Origin of the sequence: Paraburkholderia sp. UCT70 (genome assembly GCF_050434085.1) — a bacterium.
Taxonomy (GTDB): domain Bacteria; phylum Pseudomonadota; class Gammaproteobacteria; order Burkholderiales; family Burkholderiaceae; genus Paraburkholderia; species Paraburkholderia tuberum.
The window spans coordinates 1379233-1399878 of record NZ_JBNPVZ010000002.1 but is presented as its reverse complement, the minus strand read 5'-3'; the positions used below and the strand labels follow the sequence as shown (position 1 = coordinate 1399878).

Annotated in this window: 20 protein-coding genes; 9 read left to right on the top strand and 11 right to left on the bottom strand. The window is 63.7% G+C overall.

The features are described 5' to 3' along the window. Positions 1 to 106 precede the first annotated feature (106 nt). The gene (locus OKW41_RS08770; RefSeq protein WP_429446322.1) at positions 107 to 1399 is read left to right on the top strand and encodes an aspartate carbamoyltransferase; all 1293 of its coding nucleotides are present in this window, start codon (positions 107 to 109) and stop codon (positions 1397 to 1399) included. A gap of 19 nt (positions 1400 to 1418) precedes the next feature. Here OKW41_RS08770 and OKW41_RS08765 read toward each other — a convergent pair whose 3' ends face one another. Next, entirely contained in the window at positions 1419 to 2279 is an 861-nt protein-coding gene (locus tag OKW41_RS08765) for an alpha/beta hydrolase (RefSeq protein ID WP_429446321.1), read from the bottom strand. 146 nt (positions 2280 to 2425) lie between these two features. After that, on the bottom strand, positions 2426 to 3250 hold the full coding sequence (locus OKW41_RS08760; protein ID WP_429572207.1) for an NAD(P)H-dependent oxidoreductase: 825 nt from the start codon (positions 3248 to 3250) through the stop codon (positions 2426 to 2428). A 70-nt stretch (positions 3251 to 3320) separates the two neighbouring features. Between OKW41_RS08760 and OKW41_RS08755 the strand changes: the two genes are divergently transcribed. Continuing rightward, positions 3321 to 4229 carry a LysR family transcriptional regulator gene (locus tag OKW41_RS08755; protein WP_429572206.1) on the top strand — a complete coding sequence of 303 codons (909 nt, stop codon included), beginning with the start codon at positions 3321 to 3323 and terminating at the stop codon, positions 4227 to 4229. On the opposite strand, the gene OKW41_RS08750 is transcribed toward OKW41_RS08755, so the two are convergent. Further along, entirely contained in the window at positions 4230 to 5105 is an 876-nt protein-coding gene (locus tag OKW41_RS08750; protein ID WP_429572205.1) for an aldo/keto reductase family oxidoreductase, read from the bottom strand. 107 nt (positions 5106 to 5212) lie between these two features. Here OKW41_RS08750 and OKW41_RS08745 point away from each other — a divergent pair, with 107 nt between their 5' ends. Next, complete coding sequence (locus OKW41_RS08745; RefSeq protein ID WP_429572204.1) at positions 5213 to 6139, top strand: LysR family transcriptional regulator; 927 nt, start codon at positions 5213 to 5215, stop codon at positions 6137 to 6139. Positions 6140 to 6178: 39 nt separating this feature from the next. Here the strand turns inward: OKW41_RS08745 and OKW41_RS08740 are convergent, their stop codons facing one another. Next, positions 6179 to 6541 (bottom strand): response regulator, encoded by a 363-nt coding sequence (locus OKW41_RS08740; RefSeq protein ID WP_429572203.1) that lies wholly within the window; start codon positions 6539 to 6541, stop codon positions 6179 to 6181. Between the two features lie 213 nt (positions 6542 to 6754). Between OKW41_RS08740 and OKW41_RS08735 the strand changes: the two genes are divergently transcribed. Together OKW41_RS08735 and OKW41_RS08730 are read left to right on the top strand one after the other, a co-directional pair. Further along, positions 6755 to 7963 (top strand): sensor histidine kinase, encoded by a 1209-nt coding sequence (locus OKW41_RS08735; RefSeq protein WP_429572202.1) that lies wholly within the window; start codon positions 6755 to 6757, stop codon positions 7961 to 7963. Positions 7964 to 7976: 13 nt separating this feature from the next. Next, positions 7977 to 8243 (top strand): hypothetical protein, encoded by a 267-nt coding sequence (locus OKW41_RS08730; protein ID WP_429572201.1) that lies wholly within the window; start codon positions 7977 to 7979, stop codon positions 8241 to 8243. Between the two features lie 233 nt (positions 8244 to 8476). Here OKW41_RS08730 and OKW41_RS08725 read toward each other — a convergent pair whose 3' ends face one another. The 4 genes from OKW41_RS08725 to OKW41_RS08710 form a co-directional block, all read right to left on the bottom strand. Next, positions 8477 to 9283: an oxidoreductase gene (locus OKW41_RS08725; RefSeq protein ID WP_184060687.1), complete on the bottom strand. Its 807-nt coding sequence runs from the start codon at positions 9281 to 9283 to the stop codon at positions 8477 to 8479. A 35-nt stretch (positions 9284 to 9318) separates the two neighbouring features. Next, positions 9319 to 12459, bottom strand: coding sequence for an efflux RND transporter permease subunit (locus OKW41_RS08720; protein WP_429572200.1), 3141 nt, complete (start codon positions 12457 to 12459; stop codon positions 9319 to 9321). Next, the gene (locus OKW41_RS08715; protein ID WP_429572199.1) at positions 12456 to 13571 is read right to left on the bottom strand and encodes an efflux RND transporter periplasmic adaptor subunit; all 1116 of its coding nucleotides are present in this window, start codon (positions 13569 to 13571) and stop codon (positions 12456 to 12458) included. Before OKW41_RS08715 ends, OKW41_RS08720 begins: the two co-directional genes overlap by 4 nt. 84 nt (positions 13572 to 13655) lie before the next feature. After that, positions 13656 to 14273: a TetR/AcrR family transcriptional regulator gene (locus tag OKW41_RS08710; RefSeq protein WP_429446301.1), complete on the bottom strand. Its 618-nt coding sequence runs from the start codon at positions 14271 to 14273 to the stop codon at positions 13656 to 13658. 76 nt (positions 14274 to 14349) lie between these two features. On the opposite strand from OKW41_RS08710, the gene OKW41_RS08705 reads away from it, so the two are divergent. Both OKW41_RS08705 and OKW41_RS08700 read left to right on the top strand, forming a co-directional pair. Beyond that, a complete protein-coding gene (locus tag OKW41_RS08705; protein ID WP_429572198.1) occupies positions 14350 to 15810 on the top strand; it encodes an efflux transporter outer membrane subunit in 1461 nt (486 codons plus the stop codon). 76 nt (positions 15811 to 15886) lie between these two features. After that, positions 15887 to 16516 carry a TetR/AcrR family transcriptional regulator gene (locus OKW41_RS08700; protein ID WP_429572197.1) on the top strand — a complete coding sequence of 210 codons (630 nt, stop codon included), beginning with the start codon at positions 15887 to 15889 and terminating at the stop codon, positions 16514 to 16516. A gap of 432 nt (positions 16517 to 16948) precedes the next feature. Here OKW41_RS08700 and OKW41_RS08695 read toward each other — a convergent pair whose 3' ends face one another. From OKW41_RS08695 to OKW41_RS08685, 3 genes are all read right to left on the bottom strand, one after another. Beyond that, complete coding sequence (locus OKW41_RS08695; RefSeq protein ID WP_429572196.1) at positions 16949 to 17368, bottom strand: hypothetical protein; 420 nt, start codon at positions 17366 to 17368, stop codon at positions 16949 to 16951. 14 nt (positions 17369 to 17382) lie between these two features. After that, positions 17383 to 18315: a hypothetical protein gene (locus OKW41_RS08690; protein ID WP_429573370.1), complete on the bottom strand. Its 933-nt coding sequence runs from the start codon at positions 18313 to 18315 to the stop codon at positions 17383 to 17385. 273 nt (positions 18316 to 18588) lie between these two features. Continuing rightward, the gene (locus OKW41_RS08685) at positions 18589 to 19167 is read right to left on the bottom strand and encodes a copper-binding protein (protein WP_429446289.1); all 579 of its coding nucleotides are present in this window, start codon (positions 19165 to 19167) and stop codon (positions 18589 to 18591) included. Between the two features lie 170 nt (positions 19168 to 19337). On the opposite strand from OKW41_RS08685, the gene OKW41_RS08680 reads away from it, so the two are divergent. Continuing rightward, a complete protein-coding gene (locus tag OKW41_RS08680; RefSeq protein WP_429446287.1) occupies positions 19338 to 19685 on the top strand; it encodes a metal/formaldehyde-sensitive transcriptional repressor in 348 nt (115 codons plus the stop codon). A 6-nt stretch (positions 19686 to 19691) separates the two neighbouring features. Continuing rightward, positions 19692 to 20609 carry a CDF family Co(II)/Ni(II) efflux transporter DmeF gene (gene dmeF / locus OKW41_RS08675; RefSeq protein WP_429572195.1) on the top strand — a complete coding sequence of 306 codons (918 nt, stop codon included), beginning with the start codon at positions 19692 to 19694 and terminating at the stop codon, positions 20607 to 20609. The last annotated feature ends 37 nt before the right edge of the window (positions 20610 to 20646 follow it).

The following is a 20646-nucleotide window of genomic DNA, read 5'->3' as shown; positions in this document are numbered from 1 at the left end:
GGAAAACGCTTGACTTCTACGCGCCGGAAACTAATATACGCACCGCGTACATCAACGCGCTTTGCTGCCTTACTCCCGCCGACCCACTTTTGCGACAGGTGCCCTCATGAGCGTTCCGCAACAAGCCTTCCTACGCGATGCGATGCGTCGCCTGAACATGACGCGCGATACGTTCGCTAACCGCATCGGCGTGTCACGCCGGGCGCTGGATACGTGGCTGCTGCCGGACGACTCGCAGGAATCGCGGGCGATGCCGGAAATCGTCGAGCGTTTCGTGTCGGAGATCGTCGCGAACACGGAGCCGGGCGAAGGATATACGCAAAGCGTAGACTCGCAATCGCTCGCAAGCCAGATTCTGTTCGAGGGCAAGCCGCAGCTGCTGTCGGTCGATCAGTTTTCGCGCGACTCGGTCGAGGCACTCTTTCGCGTCGCCGACATCATGCAGCCGATCGCCCGGCGCCGCAAAATCTCGCGCGTGCTCGAAGGCGCGGTGCTCGGCAATCTGTTCTTCGAGGCGAGCACGCGTACTCGTGTGAGCTTCGGCGCGGCGTTCTGCCGGCTCGGTGGCTCGGTGTGCGACACGACCGGCTTCACGTTTTCGTCGATGGCGAAGGGAGAATCGATCTACGACACGAGCCGGGTGATGAGCGGCTATGTCGACGCGCTGGTGATCCGCCACCCGGAGCAAGGCTCGGTGGCCGAATTCGCGCGCGCGACCAACGTGCCGGTGATCAACGGCGGCGACGGTCCCGGCGAGCATCCGAGCCAGGCGCTGCTCGATCTCTACACGATCCAGCGTGAGTTCTCGCGGCTCGGCAAGATCGTCGACGGCGCGCACATCGCGCTGGTCGGCGACCTCAAGTACGGACGTACCGTGCATTCGCTCGTGAAGCTGCTGGCGCTGTATCGCGGCATCAAGTTCACGCTGATTTCGCCGCCGATGCTCGAATTGCCGGGCTATATCATCGAGCAGATTTCGCGCAACGCTCACGTGATCGAACAGACGCACGACCTGCACACTGGCTTGCGCGGCGCCGACGTCGTATACGCGACGCGCATCCAGAAGGAGCGCTTCACCGACGAATCGTTCGAAGGCTACACGCCCGACTTCCAGATCAACCAGGCGCTCGTCGATAGCGTGTGCGGCGCCGAAACGCTGATCATGCACCCGCTGCCGCGCGACAGCCGGCCCGGCGCGAACGATTTGAGCACCGACCTCAATCACGATTCGCGGCTCGCGATTTTCCGGCAGACCGACAACGGCATTCCGGTGCGGATGGCGATTTTCGCGGTGCTGCTCGGCGTCGACAAACAGGTCCAGCATTCGATGCGCGATGCCGCGTGGCGCCCGCCGGTCTACCTGGGACCGGACGACGCGGTGTTTCACGGAATCGATTGACGCGGATAGCCGTCCGCCGTCAGGCCGCGGCCGCGGCCCGCGCGTCACGCATTTCGCGCGCCGCCTGCCTGAACGTGCCGGCAAAGAACAGCACCTGATATTTGACCGCGTTCGACCAGTACTTCCACGTATGGCCGCCGGGCCGCTCGGCGTAATCGTGCGGCACGCCGAGTTCGACGAGCCGCTCGTGCAGCAGCCGGTTCGACTGCACGAGCGAGTCGTTCACGCCGCAATCGATCGTCAGCGCGATATGGTCGCGGCCGAAATCCTCCGCACTCGCGACGATCGCTTTGCTGTTCCAGAAGTCCGCATCTTGCATCGGGTCGCCGAACACCCGCTCGATGCCGGGCTCGTCCTCGCTGCCGCGCGGGTCCACCGCACCGCTGATGCTGCCCGCCGCGCCGAAAGCGTCGGGCCGGTCGAGCGCGATGCGTAGCGCGCCGAAGCCGCCCATGCTCAAGCCCGTGATAGCGCGCGCCTGCTTCGTCGCGATCGTGCGGAAATGGCTGTCGATATAGGCCACCACTTCCGTACCCACGTAGGTTTCGTAGCGGCTGCGCGGATCGACGGGGCTATCGATGTACCAGCTGTCGCGGCCGCCGTCGGGCATCACGAGGATCACGTGATAGCGGTCGGCGAGCTTGCCGATATGCGAATTCGCGGTCCAGTCCGTGTAATCGCCGCCCGAGCCATGTAGCACGTAGACGACCGGAAAGCGCGCGGCCTGGTTGCCACGCGCGTATCGATCGGGCAGCACGATGGTTGCGTCGAACGTACGATGCATCGCCGCGCTCGGAATCGTGACGACGCGCGACTGGAACGCCCACGCCGGCGATGCGATCAGCATCAGAATGAGCCAGAACGTATGGACTGGATTCATGGTGAGTCGCCCCTTGCGCTTGCTTCTTGCTGCTTACGTTCGTCAGGCATCCGAAGAAGAGCGCCCCGGCATGCCTCGGCCTATGTCCGCGAACGACTGTAGCAATGGCGACTTACAACCAAATTTCAGCGAAACATACGAACCAGTCAGGCTTCGGTCGCTTCATCGGCTTCAGTTGCCGTCTCTGCGCCCGCATCTTCAACGTGCGCGGCAAACCCCACCCGCCCCGGCGCCAGATCGTCCCGCAATGTGAGCGCCGGAATCTCATACGCGCCACCGTTCTGCGGCAGGAACGCGATCGGCGCGGCCGTCCACAGCGTGTCGAGCCGTCGCCCAAGCGCCTCGCTGACCTCGGCATACTTCGCCTCGTCGACGCGGCTCGTGCGATAGACGACGAACGGCGGCAATACCTCGAAGCCGGGGTAATACAGCACACCGTGCTGGATCGGGAACAGCACGTCGTCGATCGGACCGTTGACGCCGCGTGCGCTGTAGTGCGACTCCCAGCCGCCCGTCGTGACGATCAGCATCGCGCGCTTGCCCGCGAAACGGCCCTCGCCATAACGCTCGCCCCAGCGCGCATCGGAATGCTCGCCGACGCCATACGCGAGACCGTACGCATAGACACGCTCCACCCAGCCCTTCATGATCGCCGGCATCGAGAACCACCACAGCGGAAACTGCAGGATCACCGCATCGGCCCACTTCAGCTTGTCCTGCTCACGCGCGATGTCCTCGCTCTGCAAGCCGTTCTCGAACGCATGCTTCGATTCGAGCGACGCGAAGAAGCGCTCGCCGCTGTGACGCTCGCTGGTGTCGTGTGCGTCTAGCGACGCTTTCCAGTTCATCGCGTACAGATCGGACACCTGCACCGTATGGCCGGCGCTTTCGAGATGGCGGACAGTGAAGTCCTTCAGCGAACCGTTCAACGATTTCGGTTCGGGATGCGCATAGATGATGAGAACGTTCATGATGGGACCTTCGTGGCAGAAAACAGTCACGATAGGCATCGCCAAGATATATTGGAAATGAATTCCCAATATGTCAGGTATTGCCGTGGTTAATCTCAGAAGACTCGACCTGAACCTGCTGGTCACGCTCGACGTGCTGCTCGAAGAGCACAACGTGACCCGCGCCGCCGAACGGCTGAACTTCTCTCAGCCGTCGGTCAGCGTGCATCTGGCGAAACTGCGCGATGTATTCGGCGATCCGCTGCTGTTGCCGGGACCGCGCGGCATGCGGCCCACCGCGAAAGCGCAGGCACTGCGCGAGCCATTGCGCGAAGCGCTCGACGCACTGCAGCGCGCGGTCGCGCCAACCAGTCCATTCCATCCGGCCGCGGCGACGCAAACCTGGCGCATCGCCGCAACGGACTACGCGGAGTCCACGATCATCCTGCCGATGCTCGCGGGCTTGCGCGCGGTGGCGCCCGGCACGCGTCTCGCGATCGTCGAGGCGGTGCCGCCGCGGCTCGCTCGCCAGGCCGAACAGGGCGATATCGATATCGGCTTTCATACGAGCGAAGGCGCGCCCGAAGGCTTGCGCCGTCGCGTGCTGTTTGCCGAGCGCTACGTGCTGGTCGGCCGCGCGGGTCATCCGAAGCTGAAGCGCCGGCCCACCCTCGCGCAGTTCTGCAAGCTCGAACACGTGATCGTGTCGCCCGATGGCGGCGGCTTTTTCGGCGTCACCGACGAGACGCTCGCGAAGGTGGGACTCGCGCGCAAGGTCGTGCTGTCGGTGCCGCACTTTCTGTTCATGCAGTCGGTGCTCGCGAGCACGGATCTCGTGGGGATGCTGCCCGCGCGTCTCGTGCGCGGCACGGACGCGCTGCGGATGGTCGAGCCGCCCGTCGAGGTGCCGGGCTACGAGATGGCGATGCTATGGCACGAGCGGGTGCATCGCGATCCCGCGCATCAATGGTTGCGGGAGTTCATCGCGGCATCGGTGTAATCAGCCCTTTTCAGCGCCGATCGCACCTAGTTGATCGAGCACCTCGTCGCTGAGCTTCAACTGCGCCGACTGCAGGTTTTCACGCAGATGAGTCACCGAAGACGTGCCCGGAATCAGCAGAATGTTAGGTGCCCGATGCAATAGCCAGGCAAGCGCGACCTGCATCGGCGTCGCCTCGAGCTTGCGCGCAAGCTCCGACAACTCGGACGATTGAATCGGCGTGAAGCCACCCAGCGGGAAAAACGGCACGTAGGCGATGCCCTGTTCCGCGAGCGCATCGATCAACGCATCGTCGTCGCGATGCACGAGGTTGTAGTGATTCTGCACGCACACGACCTTCGTGATGCGCTGAGCCTCGGCAATCTGCGCGGCCGTCACGTTGCTCAGGCCGACATGACGCACGAGCCCGCGCTGCTGCAGCTCGGCAAGCGCCGTGACCTGCTTTTCGATCGAGCCCTCGCTCGGCTCGTGCACGTTGCCCATCACGCGCAGGTTGACCACGTCGAGCGCGTCGAGCCCGAGGTTGCGCAGATTGTCATGCACCGCGCGCTCGAGGTCGGCGGGCTCCTGCGCCGGCAGCCAGGCGCCGGCGCCATCGCGCACCGCGCCCACCTTCGTCACGATCGTCAGATCGCGTGGATACGGGTGGAGCGCCTCGCGGATCAACTGATTGGTCACGTGCGGCCCGTAAAAATCGCTGGTATCGATGTGGTCGACGCCCAACGCGACCGCCTCACGCAGCACCGCGAGCGCCGCGTCGCGGTCTTTCGGCGGCCCGAACACGCCGGGGCCGGCCAGCTGCATCGCGCCATAGCCCATGCGCCGCACCGGGCGGCCGGCTAGTGCGAAAGTGTCGTTGAAGCTGAAGTTCGGCATGACGATCTCCTTGTGAAGTGATGAGCGGCAGTATCGCCGGAATTGCGTTGTTGAATAAAGCGGTCTAACGTGTACGGGTTGTTCAAAATTCTGCACAATCAATCGTCATGGAACTGAATGATCTGGCCGCCTTCGTTTCTGTCGCCCGCGCCGGCGGCTTTCGCGACGCGGCGCGCGTGAGCGGCGTGTCGGCGTCGAGTCTGAGCGTCGCGGTGCGGCGCCTCGAAACGAAACTCGGGCTGCGGCTCCTGAACCGCACCACGCGCAGCGTCGCGCCGACCGAAGCCGGGCTGCGTCTGATCGAGAAGCTGACGCCGCTGTTCGGCGAAATGGAAGCGGCGCTCGACGTGCTGAACGGCTTTCGCGACAAGCCGACCGGCACATTGAAGCTCAACGTGCCGTCGAGCGTCGCGCGCATCGTGCTGCCCGACGTGCTTGCGCGCTTTCTGAAGCAGTACCCGGATATTCGCGTCGAAGTGGTGGTCGAGGATGGTTTCGTCGACGTGCTGTCGATCGGTTGCGATGCGGGCATTCGCTACGATGAACGCCTCGAGCAGGACATGATCGCGGTGCCGATCGGCGCGCGCGTGCAGCGCTTCGCGACCGCCGCGTCGCCCGCGTATCTCGACGCGCACGGCCGTCCGCAACATCCCGGCGAATTGCTCGCGCATGCCTGCCTGCGCGGGCAATTCGCCAGCGGCGCGATGCCGACCTGGTACTTCGAGCGCGACGGCGAGCTGCTGCAATTGAATCCGACAGGGCCGCTGCTGGTGCGGCCCGGCGCCGCGATCGACCTCGCGGTCAGCGGCGCGGTCGCGGGCCTCGGCATCATTCACCTGTTCGAAGACATGCTGCGCCCGCATCTGGACAGCGGCGCGCTCGAAGCGATTCTCGAACCGTGGTGGCAGCGCTTTTCAGGGCCTTTTCTTTACTATCCGGGCCATCGTCATGTGCCCGCGCCGCTGCGCGCGTTCGTCGATTTCCTGAAGGCCGACTCAGCAGACGTTCCGGACGATGACGTGGCACGGCGTTGACGTCATCACACGACGGTGAACGCGGCGACGCGTGCCATATCAGCATCGTGGCGCGCAGAGCTGCGCGATCGTGGTCAGAAAGAGATCCGCGCCGATCGGCTTCAGCAGACATGCGCTGCAGTAATGCGCATCGCTGCCCGAAGGCGGCACCGCGGTATGGACCAGAATCGGTACGTTGACGGATAGCGGCATCGATTTCAAACGGCGGCATAACTCCGCGCCGTCCATGACCGGCATCATCCAGTCCGTAACAATCAGGTCGGGAACGTGAGCGACGACACAAGCGAGTGCTTCGGCGCCGTTGCTCGCGCAACTCACCTCATACCCTTCGCTCTCCAGAATCAACCGCCATGCGGCTAGAATTTCCGGTTCGTCGTCGACCAGCAAGATCGAATACATCATGTTTTGCGGACGAAATTTGCCTTCTTGTCTGATCAGAGTCTCGCAAGAGATGTTCCACGAACGGCAATTACGCGGATAATGACGCGGGTTGCCGGCGCGCGTCGGGTCGCCTGGCCGATCGGCAGCGAAACAGGTTTGCGGTGCCTGCGCAAATCGAGGCGTTCGGACCGTTCGCGCGTTGTATGTTGTAGAAACTCCATTCCGGTATCCATCATGACCGACAGACGCGTGAGCCCGCTGCGCAACTTCGCCAACTTCATCCGCGCGGAACGGGGCGGCCTGACGCGGCAATGGATGCATGCCGTTTCCGCCGACGCCGATCTCGTCGAAGCGGACAAGCTCACTTATCGGCAACTGGCCGACCATCTGCCGGATATTCTCGACGAGCTGTACCGGGTGCTCGATGCAGAAGATCTCGAGCGCGTCGAAACGTCGATCGAGCGCGACGCGAAGAAGCACGGCAAGGTCCGTTGGCAGCAGGGCTACCGGATCGAAGAGCTGGTGCGCGAACTGGACCTCTTTCAGCAGGTGATCTTCGAAGCGCTCGAAGAGTTCGTCGAGCGCGACCGGACGTGCACGCGCCGTCACGAGAGCCGCGCGCGCCGCCTGATCGCCGAAGCATTCAGCGTGGTCAGGTATGAGTCGATCAAGGAAGTGGTCGCCGAGCGCGATCGCAAGATCGACGAATACACGGGACGGCTCGAACGCGCGAATCACGAATTGACGCTCGAGCAACGGCTGGTCGGCGATCTATATGAATCGCGGATGCAGATCACGCGCAGCGTCGTGCACGATCTGCGCAATTTCCTCAACGCGTTTTCGATCGCGCTGCAACTGATCGAGCGAGCGCCGTCGAAAGCCGATACCGCATTGACGCTCGCGAACCGTCAGGCTGCCGACATGAAGCAACTGGTCGACCAGATGGTCGAGTACTCGGTCGTACTCGGAGACGCCGCCCCGCTCGTGCTCGAAGACGTCGATTTGCGCGAACTCTTCGACGAACTCGTCGCGTCGACGCGACCGTCGATCGAGGCGAAAGGGCTTGCGTTGCGCAGCGCGTTCGACGCGGCGCTGCCGGTCGTCACGTCGAATCGGCTGAAGCTCAAGCAGATCGCGGTCAATCTGTTGACCAACGCGATCAAGTACACGAAGTCGGGGCAAGTCGAAATCCGGTTCGCGATGCATGGCGCCGAACACTGGGCGATTCGCGTCTCCGACACCGGCGTCGGCATTGCGCCCGCCGACGCGGCGCGCGTATTCGATGAGTTCGAGCGCGCGGCCTGCGACGAGATTCCGGGCACGGGGCTCGGGCTCGCGATCGTCAGGGAGCTATGCCGCGTGCTCGATGGGCAGATCGAGTTTGCGTCGCGCGAGGACGTGGGGACCACGTTCGAGATCCGGTTTCCGCTGCGCGTTCAATGACCCGACCCATCGCATGATCCATCTGCACACTGCCCGCTTCCCCGAGCAGATCGAGGCTGTACGGACCATCTTCCGCGAGCCCGCGGACAGTTTCGGCATCGATCTCGGCTTCCAGCAATTCGACGCCGAACTCGCCAGCCTGCCAGGCAAATTCGCGGCGCCGCGCGGCCGCGTGCTGCTCGCGAGCAACGGCGCGGGCGCCGATCCTGGCGGTATCGTCGGCTGCGTCGCGATGCGTCCGATCGACGACACGATCTGCGAGCAAGCGTATCTTCTATAAACCACTGAAAGGCTTCCTCAAAGTCTTACGGGATAAAGTTTTTCGGCCATTTCGCTCCCTCCCTTGATCGTTACGAAAGGCTAACTTACTTCTTCGCTTATAAGCCATTGGACGACGGCTGCCGGTGCGAAGCGGCGAAGTATCAGGGTTTGCGCAAATCAGCGGTCGCACGCCTTTTTCAGAAACAGGGACTCGTCGAACCTTGGCCGCAATGTGATGCGTGGACGAGCGCTTCAACCAAGGCCGAATGTTTTCCTCAAGCTTGAATCGACGGGACCAGCGGGCATAAAGCGGCGTAACTTGCTGAGCAACGACGCCTGTCCGGCAGGCGTGCGACGCATCCGCCAGGCGCCAAGCGCCGCTTCGACAATCGTGTTTGCCACGCCCTCGGGCTCGGGGGCACCTTTGACACTGTTCACGACTGCGCTCATTGCAAGGGCACGCTCGCGGTCATAGTCGGCGATTTTCGAACCCGCCTGGGGCGCATTGATGTCGAGATTGGTCCTGGTAAAAGTCGGTTCGACCAGCGTTGCGCGTATGCCGAACTGGCGCACCTCATGATCCAGGGTTTCGGTCAGCCCTTCCACAGCGTGCTTGGACGCCGAATAGAGTCCCATGTAGGGCGCCGGGAGAAACCCGAGCACCGAACTGACATTGACGATCCTTCCACCGCGTTGTGCCCGCATGTGGGGGAGTACAGCCTGTGTCGCGCGCAGAATGCTGAATACATTGGTATCGAACAGAGACGAGGCTTCGGCAGTCGACGTTTCCTCGACCGCGCCAATCATGCTCGTTCCTGCATTGTTGACGAGCACGTCGATTCGCCTGGCGCGATCGATGACGGACTGGATTCCAGCCTGGACCGAAGCATCGTTGCGAACATCCATCTCGACAAGCTCGACTCCCGAGATAGGCGCCGCTTTTGCGATGCTGCGCACGGTGCCAAATACGCGGCACCCCCGCCGGGCAAACTTCTCGGCAGCGGCGCGTCCGATACCCGATGAGACGCCGGTAACAACCACAACAGTGGAATTCGACATGAACAGCTCCCTTCAGGTGAATTGATGGTGTTTTTTTAACTGCCCGCGTCGAGCGCGTCCTGCAGCGTTCGCTCGGAAGGCTGCACCTGCTCATGCCGATCTTTGCGCAAGCCGGCGATACGCTCGGGTCGAATCTTGAACCAGATCGAATACATCGCCGGCAGGAAGACCAGGGTCAGAATCGTCCCGGCGAACGTACCGCCGATCAGCGTGTACGCGAGGGTTCCCCAGAACACCGAATGGGTCAGCGGGATGAAAGCGAGGATCGCCGCCATGGCCGTCAGGATCACCGGTCTGGCACGCTGCACGGTGGCTTCGACGACCGCACTGAACGGATCCAGCCCCGCCTGCTCGTTCTGGTGAATCTGTCCGATCAGGATCAGCGTGTTGCGCATCAGGATGCCCGATAGCGCGATGAGACCGACCAGCGCATTGATGCCGAACGGCTGCCTGAACAGGATCAACGTCGGCACCACCCCGATCAAGCCCAGCGGGCTGGTCAGGAACACCATCACCATTGCGGAGATCGAGCGCACCTGGAAGATGATGATGATGAGCGTAACCGCCAGCATGATCGGGAAGAGCGGCAACATGGCTTTCGTCGCTTTAGCCGATTCCTCGATGGAGCCCGCCTCTTCGATACGGTAGCCGGTCGGAAGCCTGGCGATGATGGGTTGAAGCTGCCTGGTGATCGCCGTCGATACGTCCGGCGGCTGAAGGTTGTCGGCAATGTCGCCCCGTACCGTGATCGTCGGCACGCGGTCCCGCCAGCGCATGATTGGTTCCTCCATGCGCACGTCGACCTTGCCCACCTGCGACAGCGGAATGCGTTGCCCGTTCGCGCCAGCCAGCGTGAAGTCGCCGAGCCGCGCCGGGTCGAGACGAACATCGCCGGCCGAACGCGCGATGACCTGCACGGTTCGAATATCCTCACGCACGGCGGTGACGGGCACGCCGGTTAGCAGGAATTGCAGTTGTTGCGCCACGGCGCTGGATGTCAGCCCCACCGCCTGCAGACGGTCCTGCTGCAACGTGAAGTGCAGCGTGGGCGTGCGCGTACCCCAGTCAGCGTTGACCGTACGCATCATCGGACTGGCCTCCATCCCCTGCTCAACTTCTCCCGCAATACCGCGCAGCTTGTCCGGGTCCGGGCCAGAGATACGGTAGGCGACCGGGAACGGCGAATATGGACCGAATACGAGTTGCGTAACCCGCACGCGCGCCTCGGGGGCGAGACCGTTGGAGACTGCCTGACGCAGTCGCTGCTTCAATGCGTCGCGCTCATCCTGGCTGTCCGTGCGCACCACGATCTTGGCAAACGACGGATCGGGCAGTTCCGGCCCCATCGCCAGGTAAAAGCGTGGCGCGCCTTGCCCGACGTACGCGGTGACGATCCTGGCTTCCTTCTGCTTCGCGAGCCACGCTTCGACCTTCGTCGTGGCGGCGCTGGTTTGCGAGATCGACGTGCCATAGGGCATCTGCACCTCGACCAGCACTTCGGGACGGTCGGAGATCGGGAAAAACTGTTTTTTGACCACGCCCATGCCGAGGATGGCCAGGACGAAGAGGCCCACGACCGAACCGGCGACCAGCCATTTGCGCGCGATGACGCGCGTGAGCAGCTGACGGAAGCGGTTGTAGCGCGGCGTGTCGTAGATCGCGTCGTGACCGCCTTCGACCTTTTTGAAGTCGGGCAGCATCTTCACACCCAGGTAGGGCGTGAAGACCACGGCGACGACCCACGATGCGATCAGTGCGATGCCGACGATCCAGAACATGTTGCTGGTGTATTCGCCGGCCGTGGAGCGCGCGAAGCCATTGGGCATGAAGCCGACGGCGGTCACCAGCGTGCCCGCCAGCATCGGCGCGGCCGTATGGCTCCACGCGTAGGCGGAGGCGGCGATGCGGCTGTAGCCTTCCTCCATCTTTACCACCATCATTTCGATCGCGATGATCGCGTCGTCCACGAGCAGGCCGAGCGCGAGGATCAGCGATCCGAGCGTGATGCGATCGAAGTTCTTGCCGGTCGCGGCCATCACGACGAACACCACCGCGAGTGTCAGCGGTACGGCCGCGGCAACGACGAGGCCCACCCGCCAGCCCATGCTGACGAAACTCACCAGCATGACCACCAGCAGCGCGACGAAAAACTTGAGCATGAACTCGTCGACCGCCGAATGAATGTTGACGGCTTGATCGGTGACTTTGGTGAGGCTCATGCCCAGCGGCAGCCCGGCGTTGATTGCGCCGACCTCGCTGTCCAGCGCCTTGCCGAGGTCGAGCCCGTTCCAGCCGTCGCGCATGACGATGCCCAGCAGCAGTGCAGGTTCGCCGTTGTTGCGGATCATGAACGTCGCCGGATCTTCATAACCACGCGTAACGGTGGCAATGTCCGACAGCTTCAGCGTGCGGCCCTGCGCTACGACCGGCGTGTCGCGGATCTTCTGCAGGTTGTCAAAGGCACCGTCCAGACGAATGAACAGCTCCGGACCTTTGGTCTCCACGGAGCCGGCCGGCGTCAGGGCGTTCTGACCGTTGAGCGCCGCGAACACGTCCTGGGGGCTCACGCCCAGCGTTGCCAGCCGGTCATGTGAGAGCTCGATATAGATTCTCTCCGACTGCTCGCCGATGATGTCGACCTTCTTCACGCCCGGCACGTGGAGCAACCGTTGGCGCAGCGTCTCCGCATCGCGCACTAGCAGGCGCTGCGGTTCGCCCCTGGCCTTCAGGGCGAAGAGGGCAAACGTGACGTCCGCATATTCGTCATTGACCATCGACCCGATCACGCCAGCCGGCAGGTTGGCTGCTTCGTCGCCGATTTTTTTCCGGGCCTGGTAGAACTGTTCCTGTACTTCCGACGGCGGCGTGCTGTCGAGCAGGGTCAAGGTCGTGAAGGCCAGCCCAGGCCGTGTGTAGGTCTCGGTCCGGTCGTACCAGCGCAGCTCCTGCATGCGCTTTTCGATCTTCTCGGCGACCTGATCGTGCATTTCCTGCGCCGTGGCTCCCGGCCAGGCGGTGATGATGGTCATCACCTTGACCGTGAACGCGGGGTCTTCCGCCCGGCCCAGCTTGAAGAACGAAACGAGCCCGGCCAGTGAAATCAGGCAGATCAGGAACAGGGTGATGGAGCGCTCGCGCACGGCGAGCGCCGACAGGTTGAAACGGCCTTCGCTCACGGACGGGCTCCCTCGGCCGTCATGGCGACCGCTTGACTTGTCATCCGGACCTGCTCGCCTTCGCGCAGCAGCTGCGCGCCGAGCGCGACGATCCGGTCGCCTTGCCTGATCTCACCGGCGACGCGAGCACTATCGTCGCCCAGATGTTCGACAGTAACCGGCCGCCAGGAAACCCTTGCCGGCTCGCCGTTGATGACCCACACCCCCGGTCCCTTGCCCGCGTCAAACAGCGCGCCGATCGGCACCTGCAAACCGCCTTGCATCGCGGAATGCGCGTCCGGAATCTGGACCGTCACCGTGGCGCCCAGTGGGGCGTCGGCCAGCTCTCCCTGCAGCACATACCGCGCTTCAAAGGTCCGGGTACGAGGATCCGCCGTATCCGAAAGCTGGCGCAGCGTCGCCGGAACGCTAACACCGCCGTTGCCGAACAGCGTGGCCTGGGCGACCGAACCGATTGCGGGGCGCAGGGTTTCGGGTAGCTGGATGACAGCCTCGCGGCGCCCGGCGTGGGCCAGGCGTACCACGGGCTGGCCGGCGCTGACGACCTGGCCCGGCTCGGCCAGCGTTTCCATCACGACACCGTCGCCGTCCGCCACCAGCCCGGCGTAACCCGTCGCGTTGCGCGCAACGTCGGCGTCAGCCTCGGCCGCGCTGAGCTGGGCCTTGGCGGCATCGGCCGCCGCCTTGATCTGGTCGTAGGCCGATGCCGATATCGCGCCGGTGCCGCGCAGGTCGCGGTAGCGCTCTTCGTCCTGCGCGGTCTGCTGCGCCCGTGCTCGCGCGGCGGTGACCGCGTCCTGCCGGGCCTGCGCGGCAAGCCTCAGATCGATGGGGTCGAGGCGCATCAGCAGCTGGCCGCGTTTGACGGTTTGCCCGGCATCCACCAGCCGCTCGAGCACCTTGCCGGAGACGCGAAATCCCAGCTCGCTCTGCACGCGCGCGGCGACGGTTCCGGTAAACGAACGGGAGGCGGGGATCGCCGCCTGAGCGATGGCGGTGCGCACCAGGGGCGCTTCGGTGCGCGGATCGGACGGTGCTTTTGCGCCGCAGGCGGCTAGCGCAAGTGCCAGTGCACAGACGACTGTAGAGGTAGCAAGGCGACGCCGGAGCATGAAAGACCCATTGACGGAGTGATCGGGGCTTTCATTATGGTTCTAGTGACCAACTTAGTCAATGGTCACAAACCGAAATTTCCGTCAAGGCGACAGACTGCGGAGCACGAGACTGGACAGTTGTGCAGGCGCGACCTTGGTGTAATCGAAGCTGTACTGCAGGAGCATTGGGTTGAGGTAGGGGCGCAACACCAGATAGATCGCCATCGCAGTCTCATCGAGGGGGGTTTTGCGCTCGAAGTCCCCGCTTTGCCGACCCTCCTGGAGGACGTCCCGAAGCAGCTTCTGGACGCGCTCTTCATACGCAAGCACCGCCTGCCAGTTCTCCGTGGCCGCCGATGCGGCAATCTCGTAGAGCTTGCGGTCCTGGAAAAACAGACGGAGGCTCGCTTCCGTGAAGACGTTGAACATCCGCCGCAGCTTCTCCGGTGGCAGATCGGTCTGTGCGACGGCCAACCTGACCTCGGTTTCGATCTCGTGCAGGCAGTTCGCGCAAATCATCTCGCCAATGGCCTGCTTGGACTCGAAGAACTTGTAGATGTAGGCCTTGGAAAACCCGATCGCCTTGGCGAGGTCGGACACCGTCGTTTTCTCGTAGCCATACCGGCTGAAGTGCTCGGTGGCGGCGACAACGATCTGATCCCGTACCTCGTGGTCAGCGGGGCCGCGCGCCGGGATGGGCGAAGTGGTGGCTTTTTTCATGGGTATAGCATACAGGAATGGACAACCAGTGACTATTTGGTATTATAGTCACCACCGGAATCTTGCGAAGACGCTCATGCTACCCAAACCCATCCTTGCCGCGGTTATTGTCGCCAGTCTCTCGGCTGGCTGCGCTGTAGGCCCCGATTATGTCCGGCCCAACGTGGCCATGCCCGAGCAGTTCCAGGGCCAGGTCGCGGTGGATCACCGGCACGCGGCGGCCAGGGCCGACCTTGTCACGTGGTGGACGGGTTTCGATGATCCGCAACTGACACGATTCGTCACGCTCGCGCTGGAACAGAACCTGGACCTCGCGCAGGCCGCCGCTCGCGTCTCGCAGGCGCGCGCGGGACTTGGCGCGGCGAATGCCGCGCTGCTGCCGTCCGGCACTGTCAGCGGGCAGGCGGCGCGAGTCTACCAGTCGGTTGAAACCCCCTTGGGGCGAGTCCTGAATTCGACGCCCGGTTTCGATCGCTACGGCAATGATTACGAGGCCAATTTCAACGCGAGCTGGGAACTGGACGTGTTCGGAGGCCTGCGCCGCGGGCGGGAAGCGGCACTTGCCGAATACCAGGCTTCGGAAGCCGGTGCGGTGGCCACGCGCCTGGCAGTGGCGGCGCAGACTGCCGATATTTACATCACGATTCGTGGATTGCAGGCCCGTCTGAAGGTTGCACGGCGGCAGGTGCAGACGCAGCAGGATCTGCTCTCGACCATCAACCTCCTGTATAGCAAAGGATTGGCGGCCGACCTTCAGGTGAGCCAGGCTGAAGGTGCGCTGGCTCAGGTTCGGGCATCCGTGCCAGTGCTCGAGACGGGTCTCGACGCGGCCATGAACGCGCTGGATGTGATGCTGGGCTCACAGCCCGGCACGCATCGGGCCGAGCTGGTCGAAGCTGGCGACATCCCGGCCGCCCCGCAGATCGCGGCCACGGGAACACCGGGAGAGCTGCTCAGGCGCCGGCCCGACCTGATCGTGGCCGAGCGTCGCCTCGCCGCATCGAACGCGCGCATCGGCGTGGCCATCGCCGAGTATTACCCGAAACTCTCTCTGAGCGGACTGATCGGCAGCGCAACATCAATGGCCGCTGGCAATCTGTTCACCGGCGGCGCCAGTCAGGCTGCCGGGGTGCTGGGCCTGCGCTGGCGTCTGTTCGATTTCGGCCGCATCAATGCGCAGATCGGGCAGGCCAAGGGGCAGGAGGCGGAACAGTTGGCTGCCTATCGGCTCGCTGCACTACGTGCAACTGAGGATGTAGAAAACGCCTTTTCAGCACTCGTCAAGCGCGAGGAGCAGGCTGCCGTTCTCGCCCAGGGAGTGAACTCGCTCGGCCGGGCGCGAGCCGCCTCGTTTGCGGCCTATCAAAAAGGTGTCGTCAGCCTGATTGAAGTCCTGCAAGCCGACGACAACCTGCTGCGCGCCTCGGATGAGCGGGTGCAGGCGCAAACGGAATCCGCACGCGCAGCGGTTGCTGCCTTCAAGGCACTCGGTGGCGGATGGCAACCTCGCGAATCCGAAGCGGTCGCCATCAAATAGCAAGCCTACGCACCCAACGATTTGCCAGGAGCGTGGATTTTGGCCATCGTTCTTTGCCATATGAGCGCTTTGCCGCATGCCACACAAACGAATGACGCGAGAAGAAAGTCGCGAGCGAACCCGGCGGCGCTTGCTCGACGCAGCAGCGTCGAGCATCGCCGAAAAAGGGTTTGCTGCGACTAGCGTGGAGGATATCGCAGCCCAGGCCGGCTATACCCGCGGCGCGTTTTACTCGAACTTCAGCAGCAAGAGCGATCTATTCGTCGAACTGCTCCGTCTCGATCACCAGAACATGCAAGAAAACTTGCAGAAGCTGCGAGACGCCGCACCTTCCAGCGAAAACCTGCAAGTGCAGCTCACCTTGTTGTACGCGCAGTGCTATCGCGACGACAACAACTACATCATCTGGGCTGAGGCACGTTTGCATGCCATGCGTGACGCGAAATTCCGACAACATGTGAATGCCTTATGCCTGCAAAAGCGCGACATGATCGCGTACTTCACTGAGCAGTTATGCAAGCGCCTCAACATACAGTTGCCGGGCCCTTTCGCCGACCACGCGCTCGCCGTTATCGCATTGGTCGACGGCATCCTCTACTTCAACATGACGATGCCCAATGATCTGTCGATCGCTTCGGCCGAAGCGATTTTGAGCAACGTTTTGACAAAGATGTTCTGCAATGCACCAGTCCTGGCTGAAACATAGTTTGATCTTGCGCCTCCTCCACGAATACCCGGTCAAGCGATTCAATCCATCAGTTGGTATCAGCCACACACCAGTCAATCAGCGAGCTCGTCGATGAACTGGACCTTGCGTTACCTGTGGCCGACGGGTCGTTTGTGAGTAAGAGTGCCATCACCCAGGCGCGGCAGCGTCGGCGTGGCGCCACTGGCGTGGCTGTTTCACGAATCGGCCAGAAACTGGGTTGCGCAGGATCAGGACCGATACCTCTTCAAGGGATTCTCGCTGTTCGCGATGGGCTATCGCCGCATGCGTCTCGACACACTGCCGACGACGATGCAAGCGGCGCTCGGCCTCTACGCATCGCTGGGATTCGAGCCCATCGACGCCTACGTGTTCAATCCGATCCCCGGCGCGATATTTCTGGAATGCGATCTGACGCGGCCGCGTTCAATGTCATGGCGGTGCAGGCCTGACGCGGCCTGCAGGTATGCACTCGCTCATTGCCCCGTTCTGCTGGCTCAAGCCACGCACGACCACCTCGGACGATTTGCCGTCACGCCGCGCGAGTTCGGCCAGATCGAGCAACGCGGCGTAGCGCGCGGAACAGTCGCTCGCCGCCCCGGCGGCGGGGTTCGCGCGAAGGTCGTCGTTGGCGTCGCTGGCGTCGATGACTGCGTTGATCGCCAGCAACGTCGCCACGACGATCGTCGCGAGCGCGACCGTTTTGCGGAGCGCGCCCCGCGCAGCCCTTTGCGCTCGCGAGTGACGCTCCGCCTCAGCAGATGGTGGACACGAGCCCGCCATTTCGCACATCGCGTCGCACCGCGCGGCGCGACGTGAGCGCCACGATTCTACGCAGGTTCTGATTCTCATCGCCGCGCTCATCGTCAGGCCCAATGCGCCGGCACCCACACGCGCCCGACCCAATGGCCCGGCACCCAGACCGCAGCCCGCGGCGCGACATACACGGGACGCGGCGCGACATAGACGGTCTGCGGCGGGGGCGGCGCCACGACCACCATCGGCGGCGGAACATAGGCCGGCGGAGGCGTCACCACGACCGGCGGCGGCACGACGACCGGCGGGGGCGGCGCCACGACCACCACCGGCTTCGGCGCAACGACCACGGTCGTACCGGTCGCCGTCGTGGTCCCGCCCGCGACCACCACGCCGCCTGTTACCACCGTACCGCTCGACCTCACCGTGTGGCCTTGCGTGCCGGTCACGCTCGTCGAAGTCGTCACGACGCCGGGCGCGACCCGCGTCGCGGTGCCTGAGTGATAGACGTTGTTGTTGTCCGGACCCGTCACCGTGCCCGAGCGCGCGCAGGTCGAACCCGCGCAATTCGTCGACGCAGAATGATTGACCGTATTGCCGTTCGATCCGGTGATCGAGCCTGACGACGAATACTGGCCCGGCGCGGTGCGCGTCACGTCGCTGGACGTTGTCGCCGTTTTGCCGTCGGGACCGGCCAGCGTGCCGCTATGCGAGCAGGAGCCGCCCGCGCAGCTGGTGTCGCCCGAGTGCTGCACCGAGTTGCCGTAGCGGCCCGTCGCGGTACCCGAGTTCGAGAACTGGCCGGGCGCCGTGCGCGTGACTGTGCCAGTGTTGCTCGCGAAGCCGCCATAGGGGCCGGCCACGCTGCCCGCGTGCGAGCAGCTACCACCGCCGCCGCACGAGCCGTAGTGCGCACCGTTATAGACGCCGCGCGACGTGTACGCGGTGCCGTGACCCGACCACGCGAACGCCGATGCGCTGCCGAGCGCGAGCACGGCGGCGGCCGCGCCGAGCACGACCTTGCGCAGCGCGCCTCGCGCCATGCTGGCGCAGACCCTCTCGGAACCTGCGAATGAACGATTTTTCACGGTATGTCCTTGCTGGATTCGGGCCACTTGCGTCACTGCCGCGTGGCGACGAACGGACTATAGAAGGACACACCGCGGAAATCATCACGGAACATATGTCGCGCTGTTTCGCCGCGACGCGGGCCCGCCAGGCAAGGCTTTGCAAGCATTCGGCGGGAGCCCGCGACATATTTCGACATGGTTTGCGAAACAGATGCGGCCGCCGGAATGGACTGCGGCCCCAACCGCTCACTGCCCGACCGGCGTCACCTGCACCGCGGCGGCCGACACGAACGCCGCATGCACGGTGTCGCCGACCTTCACGTCGCTCAGATCGACATCGGGCGCCGCTTCGAAGGTCTGGGTCTGAGACGCGCCGCGCAGCGTCACGAGGCGCTGCTTGCGATCGATCTTCAGCACGGTCGCGAGCACCTCGGTCTGCCGCGCCGTCTCGTACCCGCCCGACGCCGGCGCATAGCTCCGCCGGTCGACCCGCTCGCGAATCCCCTTGCCCGCGCTGCTTGCCTTCTCGACCTTGGTGAGCAACGCATTCTTGTACAGCACGTCGACGCGATCGCCGATCTTCATCTGATCGAAACCGGCGACCTGCTGGCTGACGAGCACGATCGCGACGTCGCCATGCGGACCCTTCAATGTCAGCGAACGGTTGCCCGCATCGATGGCGACGATCTCCGCCGTCATATGCACCGGCTGCGCCGCGCTGAGCATCGCTTGCGCGGTGCTCGCCATGTCGTCCTGCGCTCGCGCCGGCGGGGCCGCGGCCACCACCGCGATGACCAATACTGCAGCTATCGTCGCTGTTTTCATCCGCGTTCTCCTCCTGCAAGGTATCAATACGGCTTGACGGTCGGTCATGCGCGTCGAGCGCAATCGCTTCGTGCTACGCAGCATTCGTGCCCGGCGTCATGAACTCTGCGCCTACAGGACAACCACGGCCAACAGTATGACGCGAACGATTTGCCGACGTATGCATCGGCATGGCCGCCGACAGCCATCAGAAACGCCATCTCAGTACCGTGCTATCCTATATACCTATAGGGGGTATATGTATGGCACATCTGAGCATACACAAAGACGGCTTATTGAAGCGCGTTCGTCGCATCGCGGGCCAGGTTCAGGCTATCGAGCGTTCACTGGAGTCCGACGCCGATTGCGAAAAAGTCCTGCACCTGGTGGCCGCGACCCGCGGCGCAATGAACGGCCTGCTCGACGAGATCGTCGAGGCGCACGCGCGCGAGCATGTCGCGCATCCGGACCTGACGGCCAGCCAGCGCAAGAAGGGAGTTGATGCATTGATCGGCGCAATCCGCCGCTATTCGAAGTAAGTTTGTATGACTGACCATCTGATCCACAAACACGAGCACTCGTTTCTCGGCAGCTCGCACGACGAAAACGCGCGCCGGACCCACTTCGTCGTCGCGCTCACCGTTGTCATGATGATCGGCGAAATCGCGGCCGGTTACGTGACCGGCTCGATGGCGCTGCTCGCCGATGGCTTCCACATGGCGACGCATGCCGGCGCGCTCGGGATTGCCGCGCTCGCGTATGCGTTCGCGAGACGCAACTCGGCAAACCGCGCGTTCAGTTTCGGAACGGGAAAAGTGGGCGAGCTTGCCGGCTTCGCTTCGGCGCTGATTCTCGCGCTGGTGTCGCTTGGCATCGGCATCGAATCGGCGGTCCGGCTCGTTCATCCCACCGGTGTCGCGTTCGGACAGGCCGCGGTGGTTGCGGCGATCGGGCTGGTCGTGAACATCGTCAGCGCGCTGCTGTTGTCGGGCGGCCATGCGCACCATGGGCATCACGATCATCACCATCATCACGACCATGCGCATGGGTCCGACAACAACCTGCGCTCCGCCTACGTGCACGTGCTCGCCGATGCGCTGACCTCGGTGCTGGCGATCGTGGCCATGCTGGCCGGCCGCTATCTCGGGTGGGTCTGGCTGGACCCGCTGATGGGCATCGTCGGATCGATCGTCATCGCGCGCTGGGCATGGACGCTGATGCGCGACACGGCCGGCGTGCTGCTCGACAGAACCGACGAGCACGTGGCCGGCGAAATCCGCGAAATCCTGGATTCGCACGGCGACGCCGAGATCGCCGACCTGCACGTCTGGCAGATCGGCCCGGAGGCGCGAGCCGCGATCGTCAGTGTGCGCACGCATGGCGGCGTTACGGCCGAGACGATCCGCGCGCGGCTCGCGCCGGTGCATGAGGTCATGCATCTGACCGTCGAAGCGGCGTCATAACGCCTGCGCCCGGCGCAACAAGGCGCGATCAAAACAA